General features: G+C 63.4%; 11 protein-coding genes. 4 read left to right on the top strand and 7 right to left on the bottom strand.

Annotated features, from left to right (window positions below):
• Positions 1-44: 44 nt before the first annotated feature.
• Positions 45-2,312, bottom strand: a complete 2,268-nt coding sequence (locus CVO77_RS14760) for a TonB-dependent receptor (RefSeq protein WP_158258080.1) — start codon at positions 2,310-2,312, stop codon at positions 45-47.
• 295 nt (positions 2,313-2,607) lie between these two features.
• Here CVO77_RS14760 and CVO77_RS14755 point away from each other — a divergent pair, with 295 nt between their 5' ends.
• The 3 genes from CVO77_RS14755 (at position 2,608) to CVO77_RS14745 (ending at position 7,734) form a co-directional block, all read left to right on the top strand.
• The gene (locus CVO77_RS14755) at positions 2,608-3,912 is read left to right on the top strand and encodes a cytochrome P450 (protein WP_105999694.1); all 1,305 of its coding nucleotides are present in this window, start codon (positions 2,608-2,610) and stop codon (positions 3,910-3,912) included.
• A gap of 6 nt (positions 3,913-3,918) precedes the next feature.
• Positions 3,919-5,607: a D-lactate dehydrogenase gene (gene dld / locus CVO77_RS14750; protein ID WP_105999693.1), complete on the top strand. Its 1,689-nt coding sequence runs from the start codon at positions 3,919-3,921 to the stop codon at positions 5,605-5,607.
• A 297-nt stretch (positions 5,608-5,904) separates the two neighbouring features.
• Positions 5,905-7,734 carry a hypothetical protein gene (locus CVO77_RS14745; protein WP_105999692.1) on the top strand — a complete coding sequence of 610 codons (1,830 nt, stop codon included), beginning with the start codon at positions 5,905-5,907 and terminating at the stop codon, positions 7,732-7,734.
• A 660-nt stretch (positions 7,735-8,394) separates the two neighbouring features.
• On the opposite strand, the gene CVO77_RS14740 is transcribed toward CVO77_RS14745, so the two are convergent.
• The gene (locus CVO77_RS14740) at positions 8,395-9,009 is read right to left on the bottom strand and encodes a TetR/AcrR family transcriptional regulator (protein ID WP_105999691.1); all 615 of its coding nucleotides are present in this window, start codon (positions 9,007-9,009) and stop codon (positions 8,395-8,397) included.
• 89 nt (positions 9,010-9,098) lie between these two features.
• Between CVO77_RS14740 and CVO77_RS14735 the strand changes: the two genes are divergently transcribed.
• Positions 9,099-10,010: an SMP-30/gluconolactonase/LRE family protein gene (locus tag CVO77_RS14735; protein WP_105999690.1), complete on the top strand. Its 912-nt coding sequence runs from the start codon at positions 9,099-9,101 to the stop codon at positions 10,008-10,010.
• On the opposite strand, the gene CVO77_RS14730 is transcribed toward CVO77_RS14735, so the two are convergent.
• Genes CVO77_RS14730 through CVO77_RS14710 form a run of 5 tightly spaced genes read right to left on the bottom strand, consistent with a single transcriptional unit; the run spans position 10,007 to position 17,268 of the window.
• A complete protein-coding gene (locus tag CVO77_RS14730) occupies positions 10,007-11,746 on the bottom strand; it encodes a class I adenylate-forming enzyme family protein (protein WP_105999689.1) in 1,740 nt (579 codons plus the stop codon). The two genes, CVO77_RS14735 and CVO77_RS14730, sit on opposite strands and share 4 nt — an antisense overlap.
• Positions 11,746-12,816 carry a phosphotransferase family protein gene (locus CVO77_RS14725; protein WP_105999688.1) on the bottom strand — a complete coding sequence of 357 codons (1,071 nt, stop codon included), beginning with the start codon at positions 12,814-12,816 and terminating at the stop codon, positions 11,746-11,748. Before CVO77_RS14725 ends, CVO77_RS14730 begins: the two co-directional genes overlap by 1 nt.
• Positions 12,813-14,042, bottom strand: coding sequence for an acyl-CoA dehydrogenase family protein (locus CVO77_RS14720; protein WP_105999687.1), 1,230 nt, complete (start codon positions 14,040-14,042; stop codon positions 12,813-12,815). Before CVO77_RS14720 ends, CVO77_RS14725 begins: the two co-directional genes overlap by 4 nt.
• 24 nt (positions 14,043-14,066) lie before the next feature.
• Positions 14,067-14,921, bottom strand: a complete 855-nt coding sequence (locus CVO77_RS14715; RefSeq protein WP_105999686.1) for an enoyl-CoA hydratase-related protein — start codon at positions 14,919-14,921, stop codon at positions 14,067-14,069.
• A 10-nt stretch (positions 14,922-14,931) separates the two neighbouring features.
• On the bottom strand, positions 14,932-17,268 hold the full coding sequence (locus tag CVO77_RS14710; RefSeq protein ID WP_158258079.1) for a TonB-dependent receptor: 2,337 nt from the start codon (positions 17,266-17,268) through the stop codon (positions 14,932-14,934).
• Between the last annotated feature and the right edge of the window lie 95 nt (positions 17,269-17,363).

Here is a 17,363-nt window from a genome sequence, read left to right as displayed (position 1 = left end):
GTCGGCGGGGCACGGGTCCGCGAGGGACCCGCGCCCAACCGTGACTAGAAACGCGCCTTTGCCTGGAGCGCGATCACCCGCGGCTGATCGACCTGGACCGTATAGGCCCCGGCGACGAGAGGTACGTTGAAGCCAAAGCTTGGCACATATTCGTTGGTCAGATTCTTGCCCACGACCGCAAACTCCCAGCGGCCATCGGCATCTCCGATACCGACGCGCAGGTCATAGAGTGCGACGCCTGGCGCGATCCGGTTCGGATCGCCGTCGGGACCATATTCCTGGCTGGTCCGTGCCGAAACGCGAAAATCGGCCAGTGCGACGAGGCCGCCACCCACGGGCTGGCGGAGATTGGCGAAGAGCGAACCGGACCAGTTGGGCGAATAGGCCAGACTGTGCCCGCTCAAATCCTGCGCCCGCGTCCCACCGACGGTCATGCATCCTCCGACGGCTGTCTGGTTCGCATAACAGGGCGCATCGGCATAGGAGGCATAAGAGGCATCAAGATAAGCGGCATTCCCGCCGATCGTGAACCCGTCCGTCACCGCGAATTCGATCTCGGCCTCGACGCCGCGGCTTCGTGCTTTTGCCGCGTTGCGGACGGTGAAGCCAATGCCGTTGAACGAGCTTAGCTGCAAATCGTCGAAGGTGCTGGTGAAGGCGTTGATGTTGAGGCGACCGCGACGTCCCAAGAGGCTCGTCTTATATCCGATCTCGAAGGATTCGGCGGTCTCGGGGGCGAACTGGTAATTGGCGTCGGAGAACGTCCCAATCGAAGAATCGAAACCGCCCTGCTTGAAGCCCGTGCGATAACCGGCATACAGCAGGCCGCCGTCATAGGGCTCCCATTCGATCGAGGCCGACGGGGTAAGCCTGCTCTCGCCCGACGAGCGCTTCACGTCGAAGGGCCGTTGGCCGAGGACTGCAGCAGCGGTCGCGAGCACGACCGGATTGGTCGTCGGCGTCGTTCCTGTCCCGGGGTCGGGCACATATCGGATATTGTGGATGTTGCGATCCGAGGTCTGGTAGCGCCCGCCAGCCGTGATGCGGAAGCCGGGAGCGATCTCATACGTGCCTTGCGCGAAGACGCCCATGGTCGACTCGTCACGCATCGCGCTGGTGCAGCTGCGGATCCGGGTTATTCGCCCGAGCACGCCTAGGTCGAAATCGCTGCAACTGTCGATCGCATCGATCTGCGCATTCTGGAAATAGACGCCGCCGATGTAGGTGAAGCGCAGGTTCGGGTCGGATTCAATCCGCAGCTCCTCGCTGAACTGCCTGGTCGACTGGTTGAGGAAGGTGTTGACGATCGGCAGCGGCGTGGCGTCGGCGTCGATCTGTTCGCGCCACTTGCTGTCGATATAGCCGGTCAGCGAGACCATCTTTGCCGCGCCGATATCGAGCGTGGCGCGGAATGTGCCAATTACCGCCTGATCCTTGCCGCATTCGTCACAGGCGATGGGATTACGGCCCGCCGAACGGAAGCGGTTCGGCATGAAATCCTCATCCGCGTCGCGCGCGCGCACCTGCGCAACAAAGCTGTTCACATTGGCAAATCGTGTATCGACGAAGCCGATCTGCGCCGAACGGCCGAAGCTGGTCGCACGGCTCGCCTGGAGCGAGGCGAAGAGTTCCAGATTGTCGGCCGGGTTCGCCAACAGGCTGAAGCGACCCGATACGCTCTTTTCATAGGGAGCGCGGCGGTCGGTGTAGGTGTTGAAGAAGGCCCCGTCCGCTGTCGACGCCTTGACCGCGAGACGCGCGGCCACCGTGTCGCTGAGCGGTCCGGTCACATAGCCTTCGACGGACCGGCGTGTGCCGCCATCGATGTCGAAAAGCCCGACCGCCTGCCCTTTGAGCGAAAAGCGCGGCTGGCCCGAGGTGATGTTGACCGCGCCGCCGATCGTGCTCTTGCCGAAAAGCGTGCTTTGCGGCCCTTTCAATATCTCGACCTGCTCGGTGTCGAGGAAGGCGAGGCGCGACAACCGCGCGACGCCCATGGCGATGCCGTCCTGGAAGAGCCCTACCGATTGCTCGAAGGCCGCACTCGACCCTGAGCCGACACCACGGATGAACAATTGCTCGCTGAGGCCGCCATAGCTGATGTGGAGCATCGGAACCGATGAGGACAGGGTTTCGAGGCCCGGCGTGCCCTGGTTCAGCAGGGCTTCGCCGCTGATTGCCTGCACCGCGACGGGAACGTCCTGCAAGCTCTGCGCGCGCTTTTGCGCGGTGACGATGATGTCCTGGAGCGCGGGCCCCTGCGAAGCACCCTCCCCCTCGGCTGGCGTCCCCGCTTCCTGTGCGGCGGCCATTGTGGGCATCGCTGCCAAGGCCATGGCGAAAATGCCGCACTGCGCCAGCATAAACCCACGGCGGCGTATCAAACGCCGACTGGCAATCCGCTTGTCGAACATATCCCTCTCCCATTTGCGTTGCGCGTCGCCCGCTGGCGCTCACAATCTAGCATCCTAGATTACGCAGCTTAGTGACCCTGTCAACCCCGTGAACATCGAACAAATTCTGCATATTTGTTGCTCTATAGTCGTGTAGACATTGACCATCTTCCATATCAAGGATACCTGATATGGAAATCTTGGGAGACTTTCAATGGGCAGCGTAAGCGCCTCGCACAATCCATATGCCGGACAAAGGACCACCCCGGGTCCGGTTCATCCGCCCGTCTTTCCCGTCGATCTTCGGATCGATCTCAAACGTCACGACCTTTACCTCGCAGGCACGCCTGCTGCCGAGGTGACGGCGCTGCGCCAGGCCGCACCGATATTCTGGCATCCCGAGAACGAGGCGAACGAACCCGGCTTCTGGGTTCTTACCCGGCATGCCGATATTCAGGCCGTCAGCAAGAATCCGACCCTCTTCTCCTCCGAAATCGGCGCGGGAGCCTTGCTTTCGTTCGACGAGAATCGCCGCCAGCCGCTCACGCCCGAAGCGCTCGCGATCCGGCGCGCCAACATGGTCAACATGGACCCGCCCGACCATCGCACCTATCGGTCGATCGTAATGCCCTATCTGGCCGGCCCCGCGAGCAAGCGCCTGGAGCCCGCGGTCGTCGAGCGCATCGCGGCCCTCCTCGATACGATCAAGCGGGGCGAGACGTTCGATCTCGTCTCGACCTTTTCGGCGGTCACGCCCGCCGCCACCATGTGCCACTTGCTCGGCGTGCCCGATGAGGACCGCGACATGGTCGTCGAATGGGGCGACAAACTCGCTGCGGTGGGCGATCCGGCGCTCGCTGACGACGTCGCGGCGACCTATGCCAAAGTCTATAAATATGGCATGGAGTTATTCGAGCGAAAGCGGACGGCCCCTGGCAATGACCTGCTGAGCGCCGCGCATGAAGCCCTCGCGAAGGCCGATCGGCCACTGCGTCCCTATTCGGTGGAAAGCCTCTTCTCGCTGATGATCGTCGCGGGCCATCGCACCACCCGCAACACGACCACCTCGGGACTGCTCGCACTCTATCGCCATCCCGAACAGATCGCCCTGCTCCGATCACAGCCCGATCTCATCAGCAATGCCATCGAGGAGATTCTCCGCTATAGCACGGTCGTTCCACTGTTCCGGCGTACCGCAACGGCCGACACAGAAATTGCCGGACAGCGGATCGCTGCGGGAGAGAAGGTCGTGATGTGGTATTCGGCGGCAAATCGCGACGAAAGCATATTCCCCGATCCCGACCGCTTCGACATCACCCGAGCCGAGGCGCGCAAACACCTCACCTTTGGCCACGGCGAACATATGTGCGTCGGCAATATGGTCGCGCGGCTTCAGCTCCGGATCGCAATTGCCGCCTTCATCGACAAGTTCGACACACTCGAAGTCGTCGAACCGCCCGAATATCTGCGAACCAACCAAGCCGTATCGATCAAGCAGGTGATGGTCCGGGTCGGCTGATGTCCCATGAATAGTGCCGATCTGACGCAGCGGCTCGCCGAGATTGTCGGTCAACGGCATTTGGTGACGCGGACGACGGCGATGCGCCGCTTCACCAAAGGATATCGCTTTGGCGATGGCTCGGCTGTCGCCGTCGCCGTGCCGGGCACGCTCGTCGAACTTTGGCGCGCGCTCGAGGCATGTACCGCCGCCAATGCGATCGTCATCATGCAGGCAGCAAACACGGGGCTCACCGGCGGATCTACGCCGTTCGGAACCTATGATCGACCGGTTGTCCTGATCAGCACCAAACGTCTTGCCACCATTTTTCTCGTCGATGGCGGACGACAGGCGATCTGCCTTCCGGGCGCCACACTCGACCAGCTCGAACGCAAACTCGCGCCGCTGGGCCGGGAGCCGCATTCGGTCATCGGGTCATCGTGCTTCGGTGCATCCGTCATCGGCGGCATCTGCAATAATTCAGGCGGCGCGCTGATCCACCGCGGCCCCGCCTATACCGAGATGGGGCTTTTTGCGCGGCGCGACGAAGCGGGCCAACTGCAACTCGTCAACCAGCTCGGCGTCGAATTGCCGGAGGGTGCTGAGGCGATGCTGAGCGCGCTCGAAGGCGGAAGGTTCGAACTGTCGCCATCGACAGTCGCCGAAGCCCCGGCATCGGCGATTGACTATGAGCAGCGCGTGCGGCGGGTCGACGATGCAACCCCCGCTCGCTACAATGCAGACCCCTCCTATCTCCATGGAGCATCGGGCAGCGCCGGCCACCTCGCCGTGTTCGCCGTGCGGACCGACTGTTTTGCAAAGGCCGCGAAAACCCAGGTCTTCTACATCGGGACCAATGATCCCGGCGAACTCGCGAAGATTCGGCGCGATGTCCTCTCTACCTTCGCCACCCTTCCCATTTCCGCCGAATATCTCCATCGCGGCGCCTTCGATCTCGCATCGACCTACGGCAAGGACATGTTTCTTGCGATCCGCCGTCTCGGCACGGGGCATCTGCCGCTCATCAATGCCTGGAAGGACCGCCTCGACAGGCTCGCAAGCCGGGTGCCAATCTTGCCAGACAATCTCTCCGACCGGATTCTGCGCGCGCTGGCGCGCCCACTTCCGCCGCATCTTCCCCCGCGCCTCCGGGCGTTCCGCGATCGCTTCGAGCATCATCTGCTTATCCGGACAGGCGACAAGGGAACGGAGGAGATGGCAACCTATCTCGCAAACGCCATTCCCCGCATGACGGGTGCCTATCTCATCTGTTCGCCTCGGGAGGGCGAGGACGCATTTCTGCATCGCTTTGTCGCCGCCGGAGCGGCCGTTCGCTATCGCTCTCTCAATCCGCACAACTCCGCAGGACTTGTGTCGCTCGATATCGCCCTGCCGCGCAACAAGATCGACTGGCTCGAAGTGCTGCCTCCCTCCATTTCACGGAAGATTCTCGCAACCAGCTCTTATGGGCATTTCTTCTGTCACGTTTTTCACCAGGACTATATCGCCGTAGCGGGGTGCGATCTCGAACGCCTCGAGGAGGAATTGTTGGAGTTCCAGAGCGCCCGCGGTGCAAAATATCCCGCAGAGCATAATGTCGGCCACCTCTACCGGGCGGAAGAAACCCTCGAACAGCACTTCCGCAACCTTGATCCGACCAACAGTTTCAACCCGGGAGTCGGCCGCCTACCGCGCGCAAAAGATTGGAAACCCTGACCTACGCGAATCGAGCCATGAAAAACGCTGGCTGGCGCACCCGGTTCGTACGACAATATTGGTCGCTTCTGGACATGGCTCAATTCCCGTTCGTGCAGAATGGGAATATCGCCCGATACCCTGCGGGGGGTCGTTCTTGCCGCTTTCGCTTTTCGGCAAGAGCGGGCCGCCAGCAACCTACCCGCTTTATCGTCATTCGCCGGAGCAGGTCGTTGTCGCGTCGGCTCTTTCCCAGCCCGCGAACCTTGCGCACGGCGGCTCACGCCGTAAGGTGATCGAGGGGGGAGAAAGCAGCCGATGATCAGATGGATGTCCGCGCGCTCCATGCCATTGTTGCCAGAAACGCTGCCGGCACCGCGCGGCTGGGCGCTGACAGTCTATACGGCGGCGTGGATCGTCCTGATGGCCACCACGATCGCCATCACCGGCATCAATGCGTGGCGGGGTTCCAAGCCCATCGAATATGGCTGGCTGAACTACGGCGTGAGCGCCGACAACTCAAACCAGCACATTACAATTGTCACTGGGGCCGAGGCGATCGCGCAGGGGATCAAGGTCGATGACGCCATCCTGGCCATCGGCGGCGTTCCGACGGCCAAAATCGGAACGGACTATAATGCCGCCAGGGAAGCCCTGGCCCGTCCCGAGGGCGCGACGCTCGTCTTGACGCTCCAGGATGCGGGGGGACAGGTCCGCACCCACCGACTGACACGAAGCATAGCCAATACGCGAGAGAGCGAGAGGACCCGTACGCTGGGCGTAGCGATCGATCTGCTCGTCAACATCGCGACTCTTTGTGCCGCGACGTTGCTGTTCCGCCGCCGCCGCGAGCCGGTCCCGGCGATCCTGGCGCTCGCCTTCGTGCTGTCCGTGATCGGCCCGTCGTGGCAGGCCACCGTGTGGCTCGATCGACCGTGGTTGATAGACAGCCTTGCCCTGCTGAACCTGCTGTCCTGGCCGCTGCTGGTTCTGGGTTTGCTGGTGTTCCCGGACGGCCGCATGGGATCGCGCATGGCGTGGGCGATAGCGGGCGCCATCGTCCTGTGGACGGCATTTACTCTCACGAATCGGTTCGCCGCAATAACCGTTTCGATCGTCGCTATCATTGTTTTCCTTGCCCTCAGCGTTGCGCGCCTGCTGCTGCGCTATCGGCGGATGCCTCCCGGCATCGAACGGCAACAGGTTCGCTGGGGCATCTTCGGCCTCGCTGCGGGCGGCATCTGCCTGATGATTTCGGGGGGCTTAATTCTCGCTGCAGGACGAATCGGCGGCGCAGCTTACTGGCAGCTCCAGCTTGCCTCCGGTGTGGTTGGTCTCCTCGCAACCTTCTGCATGGTCGGCGGCCTGCTGATTTCGCTGATGCGCTACCGCCTGTATGATGCCGAAGCGGCGATCAGCCGCTCGGTCGCATATGGCGCGTTGACGGTGGCGCTGCTCGCCATTTTCGCGGGCACCGAGCGGGTCATCGAACTGCTGGGCGAGGATTATTTCGGACATGGACTCGGAGCGCTCGCCGGCGGCCTGGCGGCGGCGGCGGCGATGATCTCCCCGTTGCACCATCGGGTCAGCCATTGGGCCGAGCGCCGGTTTCAGAATCATCTCATTCAGCTTCGCCACGGCTTGCCCCTGCTCGTAGGCGATTTGCGCGAGACGGCGGGGCTGGAGCGACTTGCGGCGGCGGTCCTCGATGCCGTGCTCAAGGGCATACGTTCGAAACATGCCGCATTGCTGGTGGGCGACGCGATCGAGGGTGCGAAGGGCCTCCCGGCGCAGGACGTGGAGGCTTGGCTTGCCGCATGGGCCCCGCCGGCCGGCGATGCGCTCGATTGCGATCGGCGCGATCCGCTTTTCCCGGTGCGCGTCCCGCTCGATGCCGACGGACATGGCCGGATCGGCTGGCTGCTGATCGGCCCCCGTCCCGATGGCAGTTTTTTCGGAAAGGACGAGCGCGAGGCACTGGCCGAAATCGCCGACCCCGTGGCGCGCGCGGTCGACATCGTGCGGACGCGCGAGGCACGCGAGGCAAAGCAGGAGAGCCGATTGGCGGCACTTGCCGAGCGGCTCCACGGGCTCGAATCACTTCTGGCGACCGTGATCGGCGAAAGGCGCGCTGCACCCGCGGAATGAGGCATGGCGGCACCGTCCGATTCCATAGCTCGGCTTCCCGGCCGCCGACGGGCAACTAGCCGCCAGACTGGGCCGTCCGGAAGATGCCTGTTTCTATCGATCGGGGGTGAGCGGACCAGCCGGTTTCGGGAACTCCGATCGATCACCGGAATGGCGGGAAACAGGGGGCGCATTCCTGCCGGTCAGTAGAAACCCAACATCCTCCGCCGCGCATCCCATTCGAGCCGAATCCCGTTGGTCCGCAGCAGCTTCCGTGCGTTCAAATGCTTTGGATACCGCCCCTCGAGCGAGCTCCGCGTCGCGGGATCGGCGGTGCCGACCTCATCGATGGCGATGGATAGCTTCGTGTCCCGACAACGATCCGGGTGTTGATCGCAATCAGCGCCTCGCGCTTAGCCTCGGCGATGCCGAACTCTCGCGCAGACCGGACATGCTCGCGGGCGAGGTTCAAAATATCGGAGCGCTGGTCAACCCCGCCTGGTTCCTGGTGCGCTTTCGTGCGGCGGGTTTGCGATCAAATTTATCATAGCCGCCTGAAACGCACATTTGCCAGCGATCAAAATGCGATGATGAACGGAAATTGGCAGACATGGTTGAAGGGTTGCCTACCACCGCCCCGCTGCACGCGTGCAAGCCGGGGAAGACCCGCGCCTCTCCCGATCAGGCGAGCAGCGCGGCGGTCGCCATTGCGCTCAGCCTTTTCCGACGACTCTCGCTGTCCGCCGGATAGAGATAGGCCGATGAACTGATCAGGCCCTGGAAGACATTCGTGCAGATATAACGCGCTTCGGAGCGGGATAGGTCGAGGCGGATGCGCATAAGCAGATTGACTTCTCCCTCCCGAAAACCGCGCTGGTCGTCGAGAAAGCCGGGGCGATACCATTCCGGAATGTTGCTGACCTCGCGTACCGTGACCACCATCGCGTCACGCGCCTCGCCGGTGAAATCGATATAGCATCGGACATGCTCGCCCAATATGTCGAGATCGGAAAGGCCTGCCGTATCAATCGACGCAATGGCTTCTTTCGCAATTTTGGTGCCATATTCGACGATGGCGATAAGAATTGCGGCCTTATCCTTGAAATATTTGTACATCGCCGGGCCGCTCATCCCCGATGCGGCGCCGATCTCGTCCATGCTGACCGCATGATAGCCGCGCTCGCGGAAAAGGCGGGCGGAGGTGACGAGAATATGGTCCTTGCGATCCTGGACCTTTTGCGCGCGCCGACCCAATTTCTGCGGCGGGGATGACAAGGGCGCCTGGTCTGATGACATGCTGCGGCCTTGCCTGATCGGCGCGCGCAACGCAATGCGGTGGCGAAGAATATTATAACGATCGTTTCTGTTTTATGATATGGCGTGCCATGGATTTCACAGTCGTCGCCTCCGGGCTCCAATTTCCCGAAGGCCCTATCCCGCTCGCGGACGGCTCGGTATTGGTCGTCGAAATCGCGCGCGCGACGCTGACGCGAATAACCGCCGCGGGCAAGGTCGAGGTGGTGGCCGAGTTGGGCGGCGGACCGAATGGCGCGGCGATCGGCCCCGACGGCGCGGTCTATGTCTGCAACAATGGCGGAATGACCTTCGCGCGCGGACCTGATGGCACGATGTTCGCCAACGGCGTGCCCGACGATTATCAGGGCGGATCGATCCAGCGCGTCGACCCGACGACGGGGGCGTGGCAGACGCTGTACGAGACATGCGACGGGCGGCGGCTGAAAGGCCCCAATGACATCGTTTTCGACCGGACAGGCGGCTTCTGGTTCACCGATATGGGGAAAGCGGGTGACGACACCATCGACCGCGGGGCGCTCTATTACGCCCGACCGGATGGCTCGTCGATCCTGCGAGCCGACGTCCCGTTGATCACCCCGAACGGCATCGGCCTGTCGCTCGATGAAAAGACGCTCTGGATTGCCGAGACGCTTACCAGCCGGTTATGGGCCGTCGAACTCGGCGGGCCGGGGCAGCTCGCGCGGCCGGTCCATTTTCTCGCGCCGCCACGGGTGCTGGGGCCACTGCCCGGCTTTCAGATGTTCGACAGTCTCGCCGTCGAAGCCGGCGGCCGGATCTGCGTCGCCACACCCCTGACCGGGGCGATCACGATCTTCGGTCCGGACGGCAGCCATGATCAGATCGTCGTGCCCGATACGATTCCGACCAATATCGCGTTCGGCGGTGACGGCAACCGGACGGCCTGGATCACCGCGGGCGGGACCGGACGCCTGCTTCGGGCCGAATGGCCGCGCCCCGGCGCACCGCTTGCCTTCGGTTAGGCGGCGCCCTTGGCGATCCACTCGTCGCGAAGGACGCGCTTCAGAATCTTCCCCGTTTCGTTTTTCGGCAGTTCGTCGTGGGTTGTCGCGATGAGGGCGGGAATCTTGAAATAGGCGAGCCGGGTTGCGGCGAACGCCTGCAATTCGCTTTCTGCCAGCCGCGATCCCGGCGCCAGTTGCACGACGGCGGCGACGGTCTCGCCCAAAATCTGATCGGGCAAGCCGAACACCCCCGCGGCGAGCACCGCGTCATGCGCCATCAACGCATCCTCGACCTCGATGCTGTAAACATTCTCACCGCCGCGGATGATCATGTCCTTGGCGCGGTCGAGAAGCGTGATACGCCCTTCTTCGTCGATATGGGCGATGTCGCCCGAATGGAACCAGCCATCGCGAAAGGCCGTCGCGGTCGCCGCCGCGTCCTTCCAATAGCCGCGCAGGATGCTTGGACCGCGCAGGCAGAGCTCGCCAGCCACGCCCGGCGCGACCGCCCGCCCCGCTTCGTCGACGCACTTCACGTCGAGCACGGGCGTCGGCACGCCGACGCCGGCAGGCCGCGCTGCATAATCGAGCCCACCGTTGAACGTGCATCCCCCACTCGTCTCGGTTGCGCCATAGCCCGTGGCGGGAACCACCTGCGGCAGCTTTTCCTCAAGCCGCGCGTGGAGTTCCGGCCCCGCGGCCGCACCGCCGATCGCGGCGGAGACCAGGCTGCTCAAGTCATAGTTCTCGAAGTCGGGATGCTCGAGCATTTGCCAGACCATCGTCGGCACCGCGCCGAGCCCCCCAATCTTGAGTTGTTCGATCAACGCGAGCGCCTGGCCGACATTCCAACGGTACATCAACACCATGCACGCGCCACCGGCCATCGTCGCGGCCAACCCCGAATTGCAGCCGCCGACGTGGAACAGCGGCCCGCCGTAAAGATAGACGGGGGGCACCATATCCGGATCAGGCGTCAATATTTCACCGGTTCGGCGCATGTGCGACAGAGCGCCGTTGAAAGCGCCGCTGACGATGCAGCTGATCGCGTTGCGGTGGCTGCCGACCGCCCCCTTGGGACGGCCGGTGGTTCCCGACGTATAAAAGATCGTCGCGTCGTCGTCGGGCATCAGTCCGGGATCGGGCATGGGGGCGGAATCCTGAAAATCGGCCACCAGCGCGTCAAAGCCGTGGATCACCGCCCCCGTCCGGTCGGGCGCCCGCACCGCGACGATCGCGCGCAGCCCGAGGGTTTCAAAATGCAGCGCGAGGCGCTCGATCCGTTCGTCGTCGGCGACGACGATCGTCGATCCCGAATGATCGATGACATACGCCATCTCCGCCCCCGAACCCCAGGCGTTGATCGGTACGACGATCGCGCCGAGCAGGATCGTCGCCCAATAGGCGAGCGCCCATTCGGGATAGTTGCGCATGCAGATCGCGACCCGGTCGCCCTTGCGCACGCCAAAGCGGTGATGGAGCGCGGCCGCGAGCGCCTGCGCGTCGCGGTGAACGCGGGCATAGCTCAATTCGTCGCTCTCGAAATAGAGATAGGGCCGATCGGGGCGGCCCATCGCGGTGAAGAAAATGTCGCGCAGCGTCGAGGGCGCATTCGAATAGACGCGCATCATCCGTCCGCCGACGTCGCAGTCTTCCATGGCAAAGGGCGCGCCGGGGGCGGTCAGCCGGCGCAAGGCTTCTGCAGTCGAAACGGCGGCACGGTCGGTCATCGCATGTTCCCAGGTTTCGATCATTATCGGCGCGATCTTTCCGCCAAGTCCAGCGCGAGTTTCGCGACCGATGCCGGATGATTTTCCAACGGCAGCGGACGTGCCAGAGCCTGCCCGACCGCTTCGCGATGGAGCGCGGCCTGCGTGATGCAGGCGAGACGAAAGAGCGAAAAGGCCTGGTAGAGCGACAGGTCGGGCAGCCCCGAGCGCCCGGCCATACGGCAATAGGTTTCGAGGAATTCGCCTTCTTCGGGAATCCCCTCGCCGGCCCCGATCACCGTGCCGAAGACCGGCGAATCCCAGTGATACATCAGCGTGCAATAACCAACGTCGGTCAACGGGTCGCCCAGCGTCGACAATTCCCAGTCAAGCACAGCGGCGATACCGCTAAGGTCGGGGCGGACGACCATGTTGCCGAGGCGAAAGTCCCCATGGACAAGGCAGGTCGTATAGCCCGCCGGAACGGTCGATCCGAGCAGGGCGATCAGCCGCTCCATGACGGGTTCATGACCCATCTCGGTATCGCGGTAGAGCCGCGTCATCGTCGCGACCTGCCGTTCGAAATGCGTGTCGCCCGAACGCATTCCGAAACCCGACAGGCCGAGCGCGCGATAATCCGCGGCGTGCAGGCGCCCGAGGCATTCGGCGAGCGCCAGATAGATACGTCGCCGCGCGGCCGGATCGTCAGGAAGGTCTCCGTCGACGAAGACCGGACCGGGGACATAGGCCATCAGGTAAAAGGGCGTGCCGATCGGCCCGGCATCGTCACAATAATGAATCGGGCGCGGCACCGGCACCGCACTCCCCCGAAGCGCATTGATCACCCGATATTCGCGATCGATCCGATGCGCGCTCATCGCCGAGCGGCGGGCGGGCATCGCGCGCAGAACCTGCGCGCCCCCGCTCGCGGTGTCGACGCGATAGGTCGGATTCGAATAGCCGCTGCCGATCGGGCGGATCGCTACAAAGTCTTCAAACCCGCGGATACGTCGGCGCCCGTACCTGTTGATCGGCGCCAGATCGGGAGGCGCGGCGGCGTGCCAGGCCGCCGGCGTCGATGCAGATTCGTTCTCGCCTTCCATTTCAGCGGTCATGCCACCTCGGCGGCAAGATATTTCGCGAGTTCGGCGCGCGCGAGCGAACGGCAATGGACCTCGTCGGGACCATCGCCGATACGCAGTTCGCGCTGCATCACGAACATCTTGGGAAGCAGGGTGTCGGGACCGACCCCCGCCGCGCCAAAGGCCTGAATCGCGTCATCGATGACTTTCAACGCCATACGCGGCGCGGCGACCTTGATCTCGCCGATCTCGGTTCGCGCCAGCTTGTTGCCGAGCTTGTCCATCTTGTCGGCAGCGTTCAGGGTCAAGAGGCGGCACATATCGATGTTGATCCGCGCATCGGCAATCCGCTGTTCCCACACCGAATGTTCGTGGAGCGACTTGCCGAAGGCCCTGCGGCTGGTGAGGCGGCGGCACATGAGTTCGAGGGCGCGCTCGGCGGCGCCGATCGAGCGCATGCAGTGATGGATGCGTCCCGGCCCGAGCCGCCCCTGCGCGATCTCGAAGCCGCGATTCTCGCCAAGCAGCATGTTCGTCGCCGGAACGCGGACATTGTCGAGCAGGATTTCCGAATGGCCGAAGGGGACTTCGCCGAAGCCGAACGACGACAGTGGGCGCACAATGGTGACGCCCGGCGTGTCGATCGGCACGAGGATCTGCGACTGACGCCGGTGACGCTCGCCATCGGGATTGGTCACCCCCATGATGATCAGCAGCCTGCAATGGGGATGGAGCGAACCCGAGGTCCACCATTTGCGACCGTTGATCACATAATCGTCGCCGTCGCGAACGATAGTGGTGCGGATATTCGTCGCATCCGACGACGCGACGCCCGGTTCGGTCATGCCGAAGCCCGATCGGATCTCGCCGGCGAGCAGCGGCTTCAACCAGCGGTCCTGCTGCTCCTCGGTGCCATAGCGTTCGAGGATTTCCATATTGCCGGTGTCGGGCGCGGTGCAGTTGAAGACTTCGGGCGACCAGATGACGCGCCCCATCATCTCGGCCAGCGGCGAATATTCGAGGTTGGTCAGCCCCGCCCCATGCGGGCTGTCGTTGAGAAACAGGTTCCAGAGCCCCGCCGCCTTCGCCTTCGTCTTCAGCTCTTCCATCACGGGAATGGCTTTCCAGGGCAGCCCGTTGGCGGCCATCGCGTCGAGTTGCTCCGCATAAAGCGCCTCGGCGGGATAGACATGCACGTCCATGAAGGCGCCGAGCCGCGCCATCCATTCGCGCTGACGCGGTGAATAATCGAAATCCATTCTGGTCTCCTTGATCGAAAGGCCTCAGCGTCGCGCGCGCGCGCCGGACCACCAGGGATAGGTGGCGGGCATTCCCGTCGCGGGGCTGGAGGTGAAGCGCGGCGGCCGTTTTTCGAGGAAGGCGGTCACGCCTTCGGAAATGTCGGGCCCCTGGCTGAGGTCGGCGAACAGTTCGAGTTCGAGCGCAAAGAGGTCGCGGACATTGTCCATCTGCGGACAGTGCCACAGCATCTGCCGCGTCACCGCGACCGCGACGGGCGAGGTGTTCGCGGCGATTTCCTCCGCGAGTGCCAACGCCTCCGCCATCAACTGGTCGGGCTCGACGAGCTTGTCGATGAACCCTGCTTCGAGCGCTTCGTCGGCACCGAAAACGCGCCCGGTCAGGCACCAGCGGCGCGTCCAGCCGTCACCGACGAGCCGCGGCAGGAACCACGCCGTGCCGGACTCGGGCACGATGCCGAGCTTGACGAAGACAAAGCCGAAGCGGGCGCTCGTCGAGGCGATACGAAAATCCATCGGCAGCAGCATCGTGGAGCCAGCCCCCACCGCGGGTCCGTTGATCGCGCCGATGATCACTTTCTTGCAGTCGAGAAAGGCGGCGAGGAATTCATGATCACGGGTCGCGAATTCCTCGCCAGTTGGTACCCCCTCGCGGCGAAACACGTCGGCGCCGCCATCGAGATCCTGTCCGGCGCAAAAGGCGCGGCCTGCGCCGGTGATGATGATCGCGCGAACGCTGTCGTCATCGTCGGCGGCACGGACCGCATTTTTCAGATCCTGTCCGAGTTGCGGGATATGCGCGTTGAGCCGCTCGGGACGATTGAGCGTGATGATGCATGTCGCGCCTTCCTGCCGGACGAGGATCGTCGAATAGTCCATCGCCCGCGCCTCAGAAGCTCTTGCGCAACGTCAGGCCGTACATCCGCGGCCGATTATAGGCGCGGCTGTTCGATCCGAAGGGCGCGCCGACCGTCAGCCCCTCGACCGCCGCCACCTTGCTGGTGACATTGGTCATATAGGCTTCGAGATTGAGCCCTTCGTCGGGCCATTCGAGGCCGGCGCGCAGGTTGAGGATGGCGTAACCGTCCTGCGAAATCGCCTCGTCGTTGAACGGATTGAAAAAGGCCTTCGACTGATAGCGCAGGTCGCCGCCGAACGAGAGGTTCATCTTGTCGGTCAGCGCGGCGCGATAGTCGGCCGAGATCGAGCCGCTCCATTTGGGTGCGTTGACGAGGCGGTTGCCCGACAGATCGGTAAGCGGTTCGGTGCGATAGATGAAATCCTTGTACCGCGCATCGAGATACGAGCCCGAGGCGCGAATCGTGAAACCGCTGACCGGTATGGCCGTCAGTTCGAGTTCGACGCCCTTGATGTCCGCGCTCGCCGCGTTGGTAAGGATCTGCGTCGCATTGCGGAACACCGCGACCTGCAAATCCTTATACTTCATATAGAAGGTCGCGAGGTTCAGCGTCAGCTTGCGGTCGAGCCACTGCGTCTTGGCGCCGAATTCGAAGCTATCGACATATTCGGGATCGACCGGCTGGCTGATCGCGGTCAGGCTCGAATAGGCGGCGCTGTTGAAATTGCCGCTGCGAAAGCCGCTCGCATAGCTGAGATAGAAGAGCTGGTTCTCGGTCGGCTTGAAGTCCAGAACGAGGCGGCCCGAGACATTGTCCCAGCTCTTTTCGAGATCGAGATGATCGAACCCGCGCGGGAAGAGGCCGCCCCGCACATCGGGCGCCGCGGTCACATAAATGATCGATTCGCCGCTGAACTCCCGCTTCTCATAGGAATAGCGCAAACCGCCGGTCAGTTGCAGCCGGTCGGTGATCGACCAGGTGGCGTCGCCGAACGCGGCGTAGCTGTCGTTCCGCTGCTTCCACGGATAATCGATCGTGTTCGCGACCGGCAATCCGACGATGCCCGCCGCCTGGAAAGCCGGGGTGTCCGGAAAGGTGGTGAAGGTGAAATAGCCGGGGGGCAGCGTCACCCCGTTCGGATTGAGCACGCAAGGCTGGGGGTCGAGCGTGCAGTGAAAGAAGGCCAGATACCAGTTCGAGTTGAATTTCTCGCGGACATATTGCCCGCCGAGCGACCAGCGAACGGGGCCGTTCTCGCCCGACAGCCGAAGCTCCTGACTCGCGGCCCAGGCCGTCGTGTCATATTTGATCTCGACCAGCCGCCCGGGGCCGTTGTCGCCGTCGTCGAGATTGTCGCGCGAAACGTCGAGATAGGAGCTGATCGAATTGATCTGGCCAAGCGGCGTGTCGATCGTCGCGATCAGATTGACTCCCGACTGACGGATCTTGTCATAGGCCGGAACGTCGCGGCTCGTCTCGCGATAGCCCGGTGACGCATTGCCGAGAATGTCGGTGCCGCCCGGAAGCGGCCCTTCGAGCCGCCGCGCGCCGCTGTCGCCGTCGCTGATCCCGTCATATGCCTGAAGCAGGATATCGACGGCCTCCGACGGATTGTAGCGAAGCTGGCCGCGAACCGCCCAGGCATCGGTAAACCCGCCGCGTCGGCCGGTGACCGGATTGCCGAGATAGCCGTCCTGTTTGCGCATGACGCCGCTGACACGCGCCGACCAGTCGTCCGAGATCGGCAGGTTGATCGCGCCTTCGAGCTCGAAACGATCGTAATTGCCATAGGTGATGCTGGCGTAGCTGCGCCCGCCCGTCGCCTGTGGCTTGCGGGTGATATATTTGATCGCCCCGCCATTGGTGTTCTTGCCGTATAGCGTGCCCTGCGGCCCGCGCAGCACCTCGACCCGGTCGAGGTCATAGAGCTGGAAATTCTGCCCGATCGCGAGGCCGATGTAGACATCGTCGATATAGGTTCCGACCCCGGGATTGAGGTTGGGAACGAAGTCGTTGGTGCCGATCCCGCGCAAGGTGACTTTCGGCACCGCCGCGAAATTGCCGCTTACCCGCAAGTTGGGCACCAGCGTCGGCAGGTCGTTCGCTTCGGTAATCCGGCTGGCGGTCAGGCGATCGGCGCCGATGACGGTGGTCGCGATCGGAACATCCTGCAGCCGTTCATTGCGGCGCTGCGCGGTCACGATGATATCGCCGCTCTCGCCACCATCCGTTCGCTGGTCCGACGGCGCCGCTTCGGCCGCCTTCGCCTCAGGCGCTTCGGCCGCCCAGGCCGAAGCCGCGCTCGCCATCGCCGTACCCGCGGCGGCGAGCAGGAGCGCCCGACGCATCTCGATCAGCTTTTTCATAATCCCTCCCATGATCCGGCCTGCTTTGCTGCAAGTCCCAGTTTTGCGGCGACCGATTCCCTATGTCGCCCCATTCATGAACGATCGTTATCAGT

Source organism: Sphingopyxis lindanitolerans (assembly GCF_002993885.1).
GTDB lineage: Bacteria > Pseudomonadota > Alphaproteobacteria > Sphingomonadales > Sphingomonadaceae > Sphingopyxis > Sphingopyxis lindanitolerans.
This window is presented reverse-complemented; position numbering and strand designations above follow the sequence as displayed.